This window comes from Amycolatopsis nivea (genome assembly GCF_004522235.1).
Taxonomy (GTDB): Bacteria; Actinomycetota; Actinomycetes; order Mycobacteriales; family Pseudonocardiaceae; genus Amycolatopsis; species Amycolatopsis nivea.
Genome location: NZ_SDLT01000030.1, coordinates 15579 through 30121 on the forward strand (window position 1 = coordinate 15579; position 14543 = coordinate 30121).

Genomic DNA, 14543 nt, shown 5'->3' on the forward strand with positions numbered 1-14543 from the left:
GGAGGCGTCAACTATGCGCGACAAGGGCTGGTGACGACGAATGTTCAGGACTCCGCGGGAAGAACGGCGCTGATCGCCTGGGGCTCCCGGCGGGACCAGACGGCAGCCGCGGCGAGCGCGACCAGCGCTCCCGCGGTCCCCGCCGCCGCGATCGCCGTGGCTGGGCCGGTGAACTGGGCGAGCAGCCCGCCGAGGACGATGCCGAGGCCTTGGCCCGCGACCATGCCGGTGCGGGCGAACCCGAGCGCGCGGCCCCGGACGTCGGGCGGGACAAGCTGCACGAACGTGGCTCCGGCGGTGACCTGGTAGGCCGAGCACAGCCCCGATCCGAACAACAGCACCAGCGCCGGAACGAGGCCGGGACCGGACCAATAGCCAAGCAGAGGCACTGACGTGCCGATCGCGAGCAGCCCCAAAGCTCGCAGCCGCATTCGCCGGGACACCAACCTCAGCAGCACCGCCCCGACGACGGCTCCGGCGGGTTCGGCCGCGAGCAGCACCCCGATCCATCCCCCGCCGACACCGATTTCCTGAGCGAACGGCACCGCGAGCCCTTCCGGGACGACGGTGAACAGCGCCAGCCAACCCAGCCACAGCAGGGTCGCGAGCCGACGATCTCCGAACACGGCGACAGCCCCTCCGGCGACCTGACGCCAGGAACGACGCCACCGTGAAGCGAGGGCGTCGCCGGGCAGAGACACCGGCGGCACGTGCGGACCCAGTGCGACGCGGAGCAGAGCCGCGGACACGGCGAAGGTGACCGCATCGATCGCCAGCGCGGTGTGCGGCCCCACCCCGGTGACCACCAGCGCGCCGGCGGCGAAACCGGCGACCAGGCACAACTGGTTCGTCACCTGCTGCACCGTCTGGCCCGCCTCGTACCGGCCGCCGAGCAACTCCGGCAACACCGCGCCCTGCGCCGCCGAGAACGGAGCCTCCGCCAATTGCACCAGCACCAGCAAGACCGCCAGCAACGGCAACGGCACCACCGGCACGGCCATCAGCGCGACCAGCCCCGCCCGGACGAGATCGCAGACCACCATCACCCGCCGCCGCGGGAACCGGTCAGCGAGCCACGACAGCAGGGCTCCGGACAACAACGCGGGCAACATCGACAACGCGTACGTCGCGGCACTCCACGCCGGGGACCCCGTTCGCTGGAACACCAAAATCGTCAGCGCGACCCGCGCGAGCTGATCCCCCGCCGTCGACAAAACACCCGCGACCCACACCACCCGGAACCCAGGCACTGTGAACGCATTCCACGTACGACTGGCCATCCCCACCCCGCGGCTGCCCCATGCGTCTCCCCGAACGCCGAGCGTAGCCTCAGATTCCCGCTGGCACAGGCGTTTCTCGCAACACAGCCGGCGACATGAGACCTCGAATAACGAGGCAGCGCGTTCGTCAATGAGGTAATTCGCGAAGAATTCCGTTCAATCGTGAAGAGCCTGCGAAGGAAGCTCCCCATACGCAGCCCGATAATGCGCAGTAAACGCACTAGGCCGCATATACCCCCATCGCGCCGCCACCTGCGTAACCGTCGTCTCCCCCGGCGTAGCAGCCCTCAGCTCAGCTCGTGCATGGTCAAGACGCACCCGCCGCAGATAGGCCATCGGGGTCGTATCCAGGTGCCGTCGGAAAGCCAGCTGCACGGCCCGTGCGGAGACACCCGCGGCCTGGGCCAAGTCGGTGGCCGTGAGGTCGCGCTCGGGATTCGCTTCGATGAACGCCACAGCGCGGCGCAAAGCTGCCGGATGCGCGTCGAGTGAAGTGCCAGCGCGTTCGTCCAGCGCAGTCGTGGGAAAGGCCGCGAGGACAGCCGCGGCGAGGTGCTGTGTGGCGGTGCTGACCAGCAGTGGGTGCTCGGCGATGTCTGGTGCGGAGAGGACTTGGTCGCGCACGTAGGTGATGGCGGCCCGCAGGTGTTGGGCACCGGCGGCGGACACCGGGTTGTGGTCGAGCAGTTCGACGGGCTTTTCGACACCGGCGACGCGGGCCAGCACGTCTGGGTCGAGCATGGTGATGCTGTAGCGCGCCCGGCAGATCCGGCCGGTGTACGGGCGGTCTGGCGGGGCGAAGGAGAACAGGTCGCCGGGGCCGAAGTCGGCGGGTTCGGACCAGTTGGCGGGCCGGTGGTCTTCGATGGTTCCGGTCTCGATGTCGCAGAGGCAGATCCGGCCGAGCGGGCTGACGTCGTAGCTCATCTCGAAGTGCAGGTCCAGCTGGTCGGCGCTGACGCTGTCCGAGGCGACCCGGGTGATGTGGGCGCCCGCGGCGCGGCCTCCGCTGCCGATGCGCATCGGGGCGTAGGACTTGGAGAGGAATTCTTCCGTGCGCTCTAAGTCGTCGCTGTCGAACACCAAGTGTCCAGGAGCGGACATCCGCCGGTTCGTCCTCCGTCCCACGCCGACAAAGCGACCCCGGCGGGTCCTCGGGCGTCGTGCGAGGACCTCCGACGTGCTTCGTCGCGGGGCAGGCCCCCGGTTACCCGCGTGGGTCGGGGATCAAACCGCCGAGCTGGGAGCAGGCGTCGTCGATGGTGGCGGCGAGGCGGAGCATGGCGTCGACCCTGGTGACGCGCAGCGGGCGCAGGACGGCCCGGTTGCCGCCGGTCACCACGATCAGTTTTCGGTGCCGGGCGGTGGCGGCGCGGTGGGTGTCGAGCATCAGCGACATGCCGATGACTGCCATGAAATCCAGGCCGGTGCAGTCGAGCACGATGTCGCGGCCGGTCCGCAGCTGCGTATTCAGTACGTCGGCCAAGTCGTCGGCGGTGGCCAGATCCAGTGCGCCGCTCACTCTCACCAGCACTAGGGAGCCCAGGGCCCCGCAACGGATCGCCAGGTCGCCGGGGCGCAGCGACCGTTCGGTTGTCTCGGACATCAGCGGGGTTCTCCCTGTCGTCTGTGTGGCCAACGCCGCGACGGGGAATCGTTCCCGAAGGCACCGCTGAATCTCTGCCCGATTTCCGGTCTTCCGCTCCGGAAGGAACTGGGGTTGTCTCCACCGTGCAGGGTTCGCCGGGAATGGTCTAGCGGCGGAACCGAATACCGGGACTATCCGGAAAACGAACCGTTCCGGTGCAGGCGAGCCGGATCGGCACGGGTCACTGCCGCCGGTGCGGGCAGTTGCCAGCCGCTCTCGTACGCGGCGGCGAAGCGTTCCTCGCCGAGGGCCAGTCGGCCACGACTGCTGAGCGTGCGTACCTGCAGGTCAGTGCGGTCGTGGGCACCGCGCAGGCGGGCCGCTGCGCCGAGGATTTCCGCTCCCTCCGTGAACCGGCGGTACAGCTCGGCCAGGCCGGCGACCGTCACCGCGACGGTGGCCACGATCGGCTGGTCCTTGCTGTTGACCGCGGCCGCGTACGCCCGGTCCAGCGCCGCCTCGGCGCCGGGGCCGTCGCCGAGTTCCAGGCAGAGTTCCGCTCGTACCGCGCTGACCAGCGCCTGCCCGTGGTCGCCGCCGAACGGGAGCGGGGTGGACAGTCCGGCCTCGGCCGCTTCGATCAGCTCGCGGGCCCGGGTCAGATCACCGGTGCGCAGGCGGAAGCTGGCCTCCCGCGCGTCGAGCAGCACGACAGTCTCGGGCATAGTCGAGCGCAGCGTGCGGTCCCTGGTCACCGCGATCATCACCGCGGCCTGCTCGGTTTCGCCCAGCCGGACGTGCAGGTCGATCAGGCGCAGGTCGATGAACGTCTCGTCGCTGTGGTTGAGCGAACCGAACTCCTGGGCCAGCCGTTTGGCCTCGGTCAGGTCGGCCAGCGCACCGGCCAGGTCGCCGTCGTATTGCCGCAGCAGGGCGCGCATCGGCAGAGCCATCGCGACGCCCCAGCTGTCCCCCTCCTCGGTGAAGCAGTCCAGTGCGACGGCGACGTCCGAATCGATCTGGGCTAAATGGCCGTCATTTTCGGCCAGTTCGGCGCGGGTGATCCGGGCCAATCCGGCCAGCCATCGATTCGGGCCGTCGGCTAGCCGCTGGATGAGCGGCGACGCGTCGATCCCCGCGCGGGCGGCTAATCCCGCAGTGGTCAGCACGCCGAAGGGCGGCAACTCCGGGTAGTTCAGCAGGCGGCTGACTACCTCGTCGGCTGCGGCACCAGCGTCCAGCAGCAGCGCTCCGGCCGCGATGTCGCGGTGCATGCCTGGCTGGGCGGTCGCTTGGCCGAGCCAGTACGACGCGTCGGCATGTCGGCCCAGCATGTGCCAGTACCAGGACAGGTCGATCGCGAGCGCGAGCCCGGCGTCCGAGGTGTCGCAGAGGTGGCGCAGGGCGGCCAGCACGTTGTCGTATTCGGCGGTCAGCAGGTGGAGCGCGTCGCGTTGCCCGGGGCCGCGCAGAAGCGGGTCGTTAGCGGCAACCAGTTCGGCGAAATATCGCGCGCTCCGGTTCCGTACGACGGGCAGAATCCCTTGTTCGGCAAGGCATTCCAGGCCGTACTCGCGGATGGTCTCCAACATCCGGTACCGGCCGGGGACGAGCTGGAGCAGCGAGCGGTCGACTAGGTCGGCGAGCAGTTCCTGGGCTTGCTCGACCGGGAGTTCGCAGACCGCGGCCGCCGAGGCGGGGGTGACGCCGCCGGGCAGGACCGAGATCCGTTCCGCGACCGTCCGTGCGTCTTCACTGAGCAGGTCCCAGCTCCAGGCGATCACCGCGCGCAGCGTCCGGTGCCTCGGGAAAGCCGTGCGACTGCCGGTGGTCAGAAGCCGGAAGCGGTCGGACAGGCCGGAAGCCAGATCTGCCAACGAAAGCGTCCGCAGGCGGGCCGCCGCCAGTTCCAGCGCCAGCGGCATGCCGTCCAGGCCGCGGACGATTCGCAGCACGTCGTCGAGATTCCGCTCGTCGACGGTGAAATCGGGACGCACGGCTGCCGCTCGATCGGTGAAGAGCCGCACGGACGCGGTGTCGCGGAGCGGGCCGAGCGGGACCAATGCCTCGCCGTCGATCGCCAGCGGCTCGCGGCTGGTGGCCAGGACCCGCAGTCCGGCGCAGCGAGGCAGCAGTGCGGAAAGGAGGTGGGCGACGGCGTCGATCAAGTGCTCGCAGTTGTCCACCACCAGCAAGGTTTCCTTGCCGATCAGCTCATCCGCCAGCACGTCCAGGTCGCCGACGGGCTTGGCCGAGGCCTCGAACAGTGCGGTGCCGCGCAGTCCGATCGCGGTCAGCACCGCAGCGGCGACCTTCGCCGGTTCGGTGACCGGGGAGAGGTCGATCAGCCAGCTGCCGTCGCGGTATTCCCGGCGGCGGGCGGCTTCCAGAGCGAGCCGCGTCTTTCCGGCGCCGCCGGGACCGAGCACGGTGACCAACCGGCCGGTGGCGAGCAGGGCATCGATCCGGGCCAGGTCGTCGGTGCGGCCGACGAAGCTGGTCAGCGGCGCAGGCAAGGCGGCCGGTTTGGTCTCCTTGACGGGCTCGGCGCGCAGCAGGTTCAGGTGGCGTTCGCGCAGCGCGGTGCCCGGGTCGGTGCCGAGGTCGTCTGCCAGCGCTTCGCGGATTTGTTCATACTGGGCCAAAGCTTCTGCTTGACGACCCTGCGCGGCGAGGGCGTCCATGAGCAGTGCGGCGGCGCGTTCGTGGACGGGGTGCTCGGTCAGCAGAGTGGTCAGACGGGCGGTTGCTGCGTCGGGACGGCCCTGCGAAAGCTCCGCTTCGGCGAGGTCGGTGACGGCTTCGATCGACAGGCGGGCCAACCGGGTCGCGGTGGCGGGATCGACCGCGGCGACGGCTGGGGGTTCGACGCCGGGACGGTCGCCCCACAGCGTCACGGCGTCTTCCGGCGAAGCCGCGGCGACGAGTTGTTCGAACCGCAGCGCGTCCACGTCGGCAGGGTCGATGGTCAGCCGGTAGCCGCCGGAGACCAGCGTGACGTCGCTCGGCGAACCGAGGGCGCGGCGCAGGCGGGAGACCAGGGCTTGGAGGGCGTGCGCGGGGTCGGCGGGCAGATCCGAGCCCCAGATTGCGTCGACCAGGACGCTCTGCTGGACCGGACGTCCACCGGCTAGTGCCAGCCGCGCGACCAGTCCCTGCAACCGAGCACCGGGTATCGCGAGGGCCGCGGCACCCCGTGTCACCTGGAACGCTCCGAGCAGCGTGACTCGAAGCCGCGTGCTCCCGTCCATTCGACGATCTTCGCGCGAACACCGGTGTCAGCGCCATGTGCCCCCGCGTGAGCGCCGTGTGCGGTCCGTGTGAGCGGCCGTCGCCAAGGTGGTCGCAGCGACGGAGAACACAGGGGGTTTGCCATGCATGACGCAGTAATAGTGGGTGCCGGGCCGGTCGGTCTGTTCCTGGCTTGCGAGCTTGGACTCGCGGGCAGTTCGGTCCTGGTGCTCGAACGGGAGCCCGAGCCGGGTTCACCCTGGCGGACGGCGCCGCTCGGGTTGCGCGGGCTGTCGGCCACGTCGATCGAGGCGTTCCACCGCCGCGGGATGTTGCCTCCGCTGCTCGCGGCGTCGGACATCCACGACCCGCCCAGCGAGGAGCGGCCGCGTTCGGCGGGCCATTTCGCCGGAATGGTGCTGGATCCGGCCAAGATAGCCGTCGATGCGCTGCCGTACTGGCTGCCCAGTTCGCTGCCCGGCGGCATGATGACCAACCTCGACGCGATCGAGGCGGTGCTGTCCGAGCAGGCGGCCAAGCTCGGCGTCGAAATCCGGCGCGGGGTCGAGGTTTCCGGCGTTGAGCAGCACGAAGACGGCGTGCTGGTGCGGGCTGGCGAGCAGGAGTACGCGGCGCGCTGGGCGATCGGCTGCGACGGCGGGCGCAGTGTCGTGCGCGGGTTGGCGGGTTTCGAGTTCGTCGGCACCGAACCGCAGTTCACTGGCTACACCATGCTCGTCGACGTCGCCGATCCCGAGAAGCTGCGCCCGGGATTCAACCTGACGCCGAACGGGATGTACGTCCAGATGCCCGCGCCGGGCCACTTCGGCGTGCTGGACTTCGACCATGGCGCGTTCGACCGCACGCAGCAGCCGAGCCTCGAGCATCTTCAGACCGTGTTGCGCCGGGTGTCCGGCACGGACGTCACGCTGACCGGCGTCCGTCTCGTCTCGACGTTCACCGATCGCGCCATGCAGACTACGACGTATCGGCGCGGCCGCGTGCTGCTCGCCGGCGACGCCGCGCACATCCACTCTCCGCTGGGCGGCCAGGGACTCAACACCGGCATCAGCGACGCCGTGAACCTGGGGTGGAAGCTCGGCGCGGTAATCCGAGGTGAGGCACCGGACGCGCTTCTGGACAGCTACCCACGCGAACGCCATCCGGTCGGGGCTTGGGTGCTGGAGTGGACTCGTGCGCAGGCAGCGGCGATGCGGCCGGACGCGCACGGCCAGGCGGTGCAAGGCGTTCTCCGTGACCTGCTCAGCACCCGTGACGGAACGACCTACGTGTACGGGAAGATGTCCGGCGCGTCGCTTCGTTACGACCTCGGCGACGAGCATCCGCTGATCGGCCGTTACACCCCGGATTTCCAGCTGGCGAACGGAATTCGCCTCGGCGATCTGATGCAGGACGGCCGTGGTGTCGTCCTCGACTTCAGCGCTGACGAGCGTCTGCGTGAGGCCGCGGGCCGATTGCGTTACGCGGCCGGTCCGGCGAAAGAAGACTTCCGATTGGGTGCCGTGCTCGTGCGTCCGGACGGCATTGTCGCCTGGGCGGGCGACCGAGACTTTACCCAGGAATCGTTCACCCAAGCCAAAACTCAGTGGTTCGGCGAAAACTAGGAGCAGCCATGACTATCTCTCTCCGGCCGGGAAGCACTGTGCTGTTCACCGGCGATTCGATCACCGACTCCCAGCGGAACGAGAGCGAGGACGGCCTCGGATTCGGTTACCCGCTGCGGATCGCGGGCGAATGGGGACTCCGGCGTCCGAATCGGCCGGTGACCTGGCTGAACTCCGCGATCGCGGACAACAAGGTCATGGATCTCGAATCCCGTTGGCAGACCGACATTCTGGATGCACGTCCGGACGTGGTGTCGATCCTCGTCGGCATCAACGACGTCGGCTGGCATTCGTACGACCCGGACGGCTACGTCATTCCCGCCGAAGATTACGCGGCCGGTTACGACCGGTTGGTTGCGCCGCTGGCCGAATCCGGTGCCGAGCTGATTCTCATCGAACCGTTCCTGCTGCCGATCAGCGGTGACATCGAGGTCGGCGACATGCAGCTTGGCGTTGCGGAGCGGAAGAAGTGGCGCGCCGATCTCGACCCGAAGATCCAGGTGGTGCGCGAACTTGCCCGCAAGTACGGCGCGCATTTGCTTGCGGCGGACGGGATGTTCGCCGAACTTTCCGCGACGACCGGACCCGAGTATTGGGCCGCGGACGGCGTCCATCCGACTCCGGCTGGGCACGCGGCACTCGCCGAGGCTTGGCTGCGTCTGGTCGCCTGATTACTGCCGAGTTCCTTGCTGTGCCTCAAGATTCGCCCGGTACGCAGTGCGTTCCGGGTGGTCCGCGTGCAGCGCGCGGTCGTCGCGGACCAGCCGCCGGATGCGGTTGAGGACTGGTTCCGGGGTGACGCCCGCGGCGGTGGCGAGCAGGCCGACGTAGCCGGGCACGGCGATTTCGGCACGGCGGTTGCGCACCGAATCGACGACCGCCCTGGCGACGTCTTCCGGCTGCACCTTCGGAATCGGCCGCATGTCGAGGCCGGAGGCGAGTGCGGTGTCGACTGCCGAGGGCAGCACTGCGGTGAGGCTGACGCCCGCCTCCGCGAACTCCAAGCGGGTCGCGGCCGTCAGCCCCACCACGGCGAATTTGGTCGCGTTGTAGACGGCCAGTCCCTTGACCGGGAACTTGCCTGCCAGCGAGGCGACGTTGACGACGTGCCCGAAACCGCGTTCGACCATGCCGGGCAGCACCAGTTTCATCCCGTTGAGGACGCCGCCGAGGTTGACGTCGATCTGCAGCCGGTCGGTGGCGTCGGCGAGTTCGAGGAATCTGCCGTTCGGCATGAGGCCGGCGTTGTTCACCAGCACGTGCAACGGTCCGTGGGCCTTTTCGGCCGCGGCGACGAAGGACGCGAACGAGTCGCGATCGGCGACGTCGAGGTGGTGTGCGGTGCCGCCGACCAGCTCGGCGGTCTCCTCGGCGGCCGCCTGGTTGAGGTCGCCGATCGCGACGCGCGCGCCCTTGCTCGCGAACAACTTGGCGACCGCGCCGCCGATCCCAGCGCCTCCGCCGGTGATCGCGACCGACGCGCCGTCGAGGTCGATTTTGGGGTAGCTCATCGGGTCGCTCCTTGCTCGATGGCGGCGCGCACGCGCGGCGGGGTCAGGGTGCGGCAGGCGCGGAGCACGTCGGCGCGGCGGCGCAGGTCCATGAAATTCGGGCCCATGACGTCCAGTTCGGCCGGGCCGGGTTCGATCCGGAGCACCCGGATCCCGGCGGCGCGGAGCTGCTTGACCTCGGCGTCGACGCGCCGGGTCATCGCGCGCCGGGCGAGCCGTTCGACGCGGGCGAAGCCGCGGCCGGGCACGCCGCCGGAGGTGGACATCGGCGGGATGAGCACGACCTCCTCGACCCCGGCCGGAATGACGAGATCGGCGGACGTCGGCGAAACGGTGCCGCCGTCGACGTACCTGCGGCCGTTGACGGCGACCGGCGGGAACCAGCCTGGAATGGCCCAGGACGCGGCAATCGCGGTACCGAGCTGAGTCCGCTGCGAATTCCCGAACGCGACCCGCTCCCCCGTGCGGAGATCGGCTCCGACGAGCCAGGTCCGCGGATGGTCGACCCAGCCGTCGGCATTGGCCAACGCGGTGCCGAGGTCGCGCAGCCATCCAGCGTCGCCACGTCCCCTCGGCAACGCTCCGGCCAGCCCGGCCAGCAGGTCCACCCGGCCACGCAATCCCGCGGCGGCTAGGCCGAGACCAGGCCAAACCGGTGTCGGCAACGGCGGCAGCTTGCCCGGATGCTGCGCGAGATGGTGTACGACGCGGTCGTCGGCGGGCTCTCCCAGCAGCGCGGCCATGATCTCGCCGACCCCGATGCCCGAGGCGAGGAACGCCGCCATCTCCGCGCCCGCCGACGTGCCGACCAGGACGTCGGCGTCGCGCGCGTCCCATCCCAGCTGGTCCTCGACCGCGGCGAGGGCAGCGGCGGTCCAGGCGAAGCCGAGCGTGCCGCCACAACCGAGCACCAGTGCACGTTGGGTCATCGACCACCTCTGCGGAATCGCGTGTCAGTGGCGGAACCGTATGTCATTTCTGCGGCGAGGGCAATACCGTTGCAGAGCGCCTACCGGTGGTGCACGAAGGGAGTCAACGGATCCCAGAGCTCCGCGCAGTGATGCTGTCGCGGGATCTCCATCGTGAGCTGACTGTCTCCGGCAGCGTTGAGCACCATCACCGCCGGGCTGTCCTTTGTGTACGGATCCCATTGCGGCGCACCGTCCACAGTGGGGTTTCCGGTGCGCGCGAACCCAGCCCATTGGGTCAGGATCTGGTCGGCGAGCACCTGCTGGTTGGGGGTCAACTGGGTGCCGTTCGGGAACATCAGCAGCCATTCGGCGACGTGGTAGGCACCATTCGGTTTGGCGGGGTCGACGAAGAATTGCGGCGGGATATCCGTGTCATCGACCTGGTAGGCGAAGACCGGGATGTGTCGCGAGAGCCGTTCGTCGTTGAGCAGTGCGGGGCAGACCGAGTTGGAATCGGCGACGGCGGTCCGGTAGGCGAGGAACGGGGCCGGCGCGGGAAAGCGTTTCAACGGATACGTCTTGCGGACCTCGTCGGCGTGCTCTCCGTACTGCTGCTTAATAAACTTGTCGTAATCGGCTGCGGTCTCGGCGAACGGCAGTTGGGTTTCGTCGCGGTCGACGCCGTGCAGCAACGCTACGTGATTGACGTGCCCGGTGGCGAAAGCTTCGGCAGGTGACATCGGCAGCGTTGCCCCGTCGACGATCGGTGCGACCGTGCCGTTGTCCGGGTTCCTTCCGTGGTCGGCCTGTTTGAGCACCGCCTGCGCAGGCAGCGCACGCAGGCAGGCGGCGGTGGAGCAACCCAGTGCTTTGGCGAAGCGTTCTCCCTTTTGCTGCGCTTGCTTCTCGGTGGGCAGTTGGGCTTTGCAGTCCTGCGTTTGCCAGATGGTGTCGACCCCAAGCAGCGAGTTGTACTCCCCGCTTTGGCTGATCCCGCGGTTGAACAGCCCGGCCGAGCCTGGTGAAGCGGTGTGGGCGCAGACGCTCGAACCGCCCGCGGAATCGCCGTAGATGGTGACGTTGTGCGGGTCTCCGCCGAACTTCGCGATGTTGCGCTGCACCCAGCGGAGCGCGGCTTGCTGGTCCTGGAGGCCGTAGTTTCCGGCGTGCGCGCCGAAGGATTCATGCGCGAGGAAGCCGAAAATCCCGAGCCGGTAATTGAATTCCACGCTGACGACGTGCCCCGCGGTCACGAGACGGCTCGCGTCCGCTGGCTTCCACAACAGGAATCCGCCGCCGTGGATCTGCACCATCACCGGAAACGGGCCGGGCCCGGCGTTGGCCGGCGTGCGCACGGTCAGGTTGAGGCAATCCTCGTTGTCCGAACCAGGTCCGGTGCCGGGCGGCTGCGGACATTCGTTGCCCTCTGCGGTCGCGGCGAACGGCTCAGCCCAGTGCACGGGCCGCTGCGGCGGGGCCCAGCGCAACTCGCCGACCGGCGGCGCGCCGTAGCGAATCCCTTGCCACGACTTGATCTCCGCACTCGCGACCCCGCATACCGGACCGTCGTCGGTGGTGACCGTCGTGCCCGGCGAACACGCTGGCGCGCTCACTTTGGCGGCCAGCGCCGCCGATCCGGCCACCGACAGCACCACTCCCACGACAGCCGCCAGGACAGCGGACACCTTTCCGTCGAATCTCATCCGTCCTCCTTCGGTCCCGCCTGGCCGGGGAGGCGAACGAACGACGAGCAGCGACCACGCACCGAACAGGCGGTTTACCGGAATGGGCTCGACCAATGACCACCTGCGGGTCATCGCGGCGGGAACGCGTCCCGCGTGCCTCCAGTCTGGCGGCCGCACGGCGAGGCACAACCTCCGTTCGGGCGCGCGGAAGGTGTCAAATTCCCGGGGACGATGGTCTTTGTCCGGGATCAAGCCGCGCCGAGGAACTCCGTCTCGGCCACCGCGCGCAATTCGCGCACTAACTCGCGCACCGCAAGGGATTGCGCACCGGCGTAGGTGGCGACGTACCCGATCCGCCGGGTGGGCGGGTCGGCGATCGGGGTGACGGCGACTCCCGGCGGGGTGGCGGCGAGGGTGAGTTTCGGCAGGATCGCCATGCCGATCCCTTGCGCCACCATGGAAAGCACCACTCCGTCGTCGGCGACCTCCATTTTCGCGGACGGCAGCCAGTCCTGCCGCGCCCACCAGGACCGGGTGTAGGAGGAGCAGTTTTCCGGCCAGTCAAGCAGCGGGAGGCGGCGCGATTCGGCTTGCCCGATCGGGTTGACCAGGAAGTACGGCTCCCGGAACAGTTCTCCGGCGACCAATCCGGCCGGCGGGGTTTCGTCCTCGCCGAGGGTCGCGATGGCGACGTCCGCGCGTCCGTCGGCGACCTCGCCCGCGGTGCCGCGGCCCAGTTCGGGGACGACCAGCACCTGCGGATGCAAGCCGGAATGCTTGGCGGTCAAGCGTTCCAGCGCCGCGGGCAGGAGATGCGCGGCGGCACTGCGGAAAGCGGCGATCCGCAGCGGACCGGTGAGGGATCCGGCGGCCGCGCCCCGGGCTTCGGCGCGGAGAACGTCGAGTTGGCGCAGGATCAGCCGGGCGTGCACGAGCGCGCGGGCACCGGCCGCGGTGGGACGGGCACCGGTTCGGCCGCGGTCGAAGAGGATGGCGCCGACCTTGCGTTCGCAGGTCCGGACCGCGTGCGAGACCGCGGACTGAGTCAGGCTCAACTCGGCGGCAGCGGCGGTGAAGCTGCCGGTGCGCTCCACCGCGAGCAACAGGCGCAACTCGCCCGGCGTGAGGTCGACAGCATCCATGCGGCCAGCCTAGCCGTGACCATGAGCGGGATTCATGGATTGGCGCGGTCCATCGATCCGGAGGTCTGCCGCGGCGGCTTGGGCGCGCTTAAGTTGCTGGTCAGAGCCAATTAAGGAGATCCACGTGCCCCTGACCGCCGTCCGCCAGGTCCGCCGTCCCGAGGGCGCGCCCAGCGCCGCCGACTTCGAGTTCGTCACCCAGCCGCTGCCGGACCTCGCCGACGGACAGGTGCTGGTCGAAAACCGTTACCTGTCCGTCGATCCGTACATGCGCGAGTTCATGGAATGGGGCGGCTGGGAGCTGGGCGCGGGTCTGGAAGGTCGCACGATCGGCGCGGTGGTCGAGTCGAAGGAGCCGACGCTGCCGGTCGGCACGACGGTGTTCCATCGGCACGGCTGGGCGACTCACGCGGTCCTCACCAGCGCCGACGCCCGGACGATCACGCCCGCGGACGGCGTTCCGCTGAGCGCTTACCTCGGCATTCTCGGCGGGACCGGGCTCACCGCGTACGTCGGACTCACCCGGATCGCGCAGGTCCGTCCCGGTGACGACGTGTTCATCTCCGCGGCGGCCGGTGCGGTGGGCAGCGCGGCCGGACAGATCGCCCGGTTGCTCGGCGCGGGACGGATCGTGGGCAGCGCCGGATCGGCGGCGAAGGTCGAGCACCTGACGCGCGACCTCGGTTTCGACGCCGCCTTCAACTACCACGACGGTCCTGTCACCGATCTGCTCGCGAAGGCGGCTCCGGACGGAATCGACGTGTACTTCGACAACGTCGGCGGCGATCACCTGGCCGCGGCGATCGACGTCCTCCGCGAGCGCGGCCGGGTGGCCTGGTGCGGTTCAGTCGCGCAGTACAACAACCTGCGCACGCCGCCGAGCGCGCCGCACAATTTGTTCGACGTGGTCGGGAAAAGCCTTCGGATCGAAGGGTTTCTGGTGCGCGATCACCTCGACGCGCGCGAAGAGTTCGAGGAATTCCTGATCCCGCACGTCCGCGGCGGGCAGGTGCTCGTGAACGAGACTGTGACAGAAGGGTTTTCCAGCATCGTGGACGCGTTCATCGGGATGCTGCGCGGGGAGAACGTCGGGAAAATGCTGGTCCGGGTCTGACCGCCGGGAGGGGGCCGGACAGCCCCCTCCCGAGTCAGAACCTCAATCGCGCCAACGGTTGTTGAGGAAGGCGTCGTCGTCCTCGTCGTCTTCCACCGGACGCGGTCGACGCGTCGGACGGCGCGGTGCCTCGCTCCGTAGCGCGGGCTGATTCGGAGTCACCGCGAACGGCGACGCCGAACCCGGCTCGTTGCCGAACTCGTCGGAATCGAACGCCGAGGGCGGATCGGTGCTCGGCCGGTCCGTGCTCCACCCGGACTTGGTCTTGCGCTTCCCCATCTCCCGCCGGTGCTGGACGTACCGTTCGGCCGCCTGCACCTGCTTGGTCATGTACTCCTGGGACTGCGCCTTGATCTCCTCGGCCTTCTGCTCGCGCAGGGCCCGGCGATCGGCCTGCTCCCGGACCAGCGCGTCCAGTTCGGCCTTCATCGCGGCGGTTTCGCTCATGCGTGCCTC

General features: G+C 69.2%; 12 protein-coding genes. 3 read left to right on the forward strand and 9 right to left on the reverse strand.

Annotated elements, in window-relative coordinates:
* Positions 1-44: 44 nt before the first annotated feature.
* The 4 genes from EIZ44_RS29755 to EIZ44_RS29770 form a co-directional block, all read right to left on the reverse strand.
* The gene (locus tag EIZ44_RS29755) at positions 45-1280 is read right to left on the reverse strand and encodes an MFS transporter (protein WP_134732602.1); all 1236 of its coding nucleotides are present in this window, start codon (positions 1278-1280) and stop codon (positions 45-47) included.
* Between the two features lie 156 nt (positions 1281-1436).
* A complete protein-coding gene (locus EIZ44_RS29760) occupies positions 1437-2384 on the reverse strand; it encodes a helix-turn-helix transcriptional regulator (protein WP_134732603.1) in 948 nt (315 codons plus the stop codon).
* Between the two features lie 103 nt (positions 2385-2487).
* Complete coding sequence (locus tag EIZ44_RS29765) at positions 2488-2886, reverse strand: STAS domain-containing protein (RefSeq protein ID WP_134732604.1); 399 nt, start codon at positions 2884-2886, stop codon at positions 2488-2490.
* Between the two features lie 173 nt (positions 2887-3059).
* On the reverse strand, positions 3060-6119 hold the full coding sequence (locus tag EIZ44_RS29770) for an AfsR/SARP family transcriptional regulator (RefSeq protein ID WP_134732605.1): 3060 nt from the start codon (positions 6117-6119) through the stop codon (positions 3060-3062).
* Positions 6120-6242: 123 nt separating this feature from the next.
* Between EIZ44_RS29770 and EIZ44_RS29775 the strand changes: the two genes are divergently transcribed.
* Together EIZ44_RS29775 and EIZ44_RS29780 are read left to right on the forward strand one after the other, a co-directional pair.
* Entirely contained in the window at positions 6243-7724 is a 1482-nt protein-coding gene (locus EIZ44_RS29775; RefSeq protein ID WP_134732606.1) for an FAD-dependent monooxygenase, read from the forward strand.
* Positions 7725-7732: 8 nt separating this feature from the next.
* A complete protein-coding gene (locus tag EIZ44_RS29780) occupies positions 7733-8395 on the forward strand; it encodes an SGNH/GDSL hydrolase family protein (protein WP_134732607.1) in 663 nt (220 codons plus the stop codon).
* Here EIZ44_RS29780 and EIZ44_RS29785 read toward each other — a convergent pair whose 3' ends face one another.
* The 4 genes from EIZ44_RS29785 to EIZ44_RS29800 all read right to left on the reverse strand — a co-directional run bounded on the left by EIZ44_RS29785 (position 8396) and on the right by EIZ44_RS29800 (position 12973).
* Positions 8396-9235, reverse strand: coding sequence for an SDR family oxidoreductase (locus tag EIZ44_RS29785; protein WP_134732608.1), 840 nt, complete (start codon positions 9233-9235; stop codon positions 8396-8398).
* Positions 9232-10164, reverse strand: coding sequence for a patatin-like phospholipase family protein (locus EIZ44_RS29790; RefSeq protein WP_134732609.1), 933 nt, complete (start codon positions 10162-10164; stop codon positions 9232-9234). The genes EIZ44_RS29785 and EIZ44_RS29790 overlap by 4 nt, the downstream gene beginning before the upstream one ends.
* Before the next feature lie 80 nt (positions 10165-10244).
* Positions 10245-11849 (reverse strand): carboxylesterase/lipase family protein, encoded by a 1605-nt coding sequence (locus tag EIZ44_RS29795; RefSeq protein WP_134732610.1) that lies wholly within the window; start codon positions 11847-11849, stop codon positions 10245-10247.
* 230 nt (positions 11850-12079) lie between these two features.
* Positions 12080-12973, reverse strand: a complete 894-nt coding sequence (locus EIZ44_RS29800) for a LysR family transcriptional regulator (RefSeq protein ID WP_134732611.1) — start codon at positions 12971-12973, stop codon at positions 12080-12082.
* A gap of 124 nt (positions 12974-13097) precedes the next feature.
* Between EIZ44_RS29800 and EIZ44_RS29805 the strand changes: the two genes are divergently transcribed.
* Positions 13098-14087, forward strand: a complete 990-nt coding sequence (locus EIZ44_RS29805; protein ID WP_240691452.1) for an NADP-dependent oxidoreductase — start codon at positions 13098-13100, stop codon at positions 14085-14087.
* A 42-nt stretch (positions 14088-14129) separates the two neighbouring features.
* Here the strand turns inward: EIZ44_RS29805 and EIZ44_RS29810 are convergent, their stop codons facing one another.
* On the reverse strand, positions 14130-14534 hold the full coding sequence (locus tag EIZ44_RS29810; protein ID WP_037807387.1) for a hypothetical protein: 405 nt from the start codon (positions 14532-14534) through the stop codon (positions 14130-14132).
* Between the last annotated feature and the right edge of the window lie 9 nt (positions 14535-14543).

Excerpts from the sequence above, each read along its gene's own strand:
- EIZ44_RS29755 (WP_134732602.1), bottom strand. The coding sequence starts at position 1,280 with ATGGCCAGTCGTACGTGGAATGCGTTCACAGTGCCTGGGTTCCGGGTG.
- EIZ44_RS29760 (WP_134732603.1), bottom strand. The coding sequence starts at position 2,384 with ATGTCCGCTCCTGGACACTTGGTGTTCGACAGCGACGACTTAGAGCGC.
- EIZ44_RS29765 (WP_134732604.1), bottom strand. The coding sequence starts at position 2,886 with ATGTCCGAGACAACCGAACGGTCGCTGCGCCCCGGCGACCTGGCGATC.
- EIZ44_RS29770 (WP_134732605.1), bottom strand. The coding sequence starts at position 6,119 with ATGGACGGGAGCACGCGGCTTCGAGTCACGCTGCTCGGAGCGTTCCAG.
- EIZ44_RS29775 (WP_134732606.1), top strand. The coding sequence starts at position 6,243 with ATGCATGACGCAGTAATAGTGGGTGCCGGGCCGGTCGGTCTGTTCCTG.
- EIZ44_RS29780 (WP_134732607.1), top strand. The coding sequence starts at position 7,733 with ATGACTATCTCTCTCCGGCCGGGAAGCACTGTGCTGTTCACCGGCGAT.
- EIZ44_RS29785 (WP_134732608.1), bottom strand. The coding sequence starts at position 9,235 with ATGAGCTACCCCAAAATCGACCTCGACGGCGCGTCGGTCGCGATCACC.
- EIZ44_RS29790 (WP_134732609.1), bottom strand. The coding sequence starts at position 10,164 with ATGACCCAACGTGCACTGGTGCTCGGTTGTGGCGGCACGCTCGGCTTC.
- EIZ44_RS29795 (WP_134732610.1), bottom strand. The coding sequence starts at position 11,849 with ATGAGATTCGACGGAAAGGTGTCCGCTGTCCTGGCGGCTGTCGTGGGA.
- EIZ44_RS29800 (WP_134732611.1), bottom strand. The coding sequence starts at position 12,973 with ATGGATGCTGTCGACCTCACGCCGGGCGAGTTGCGCCTGTTGCTCGCG.
- EIZ44_RS29810 (WP_037807387.1), bottom strand. The coding sequence starts at position 14,534 with ATGAGCGAAACCGCCGCGATGAAGGCCGAACTGGACGCGCTGGTCCGG.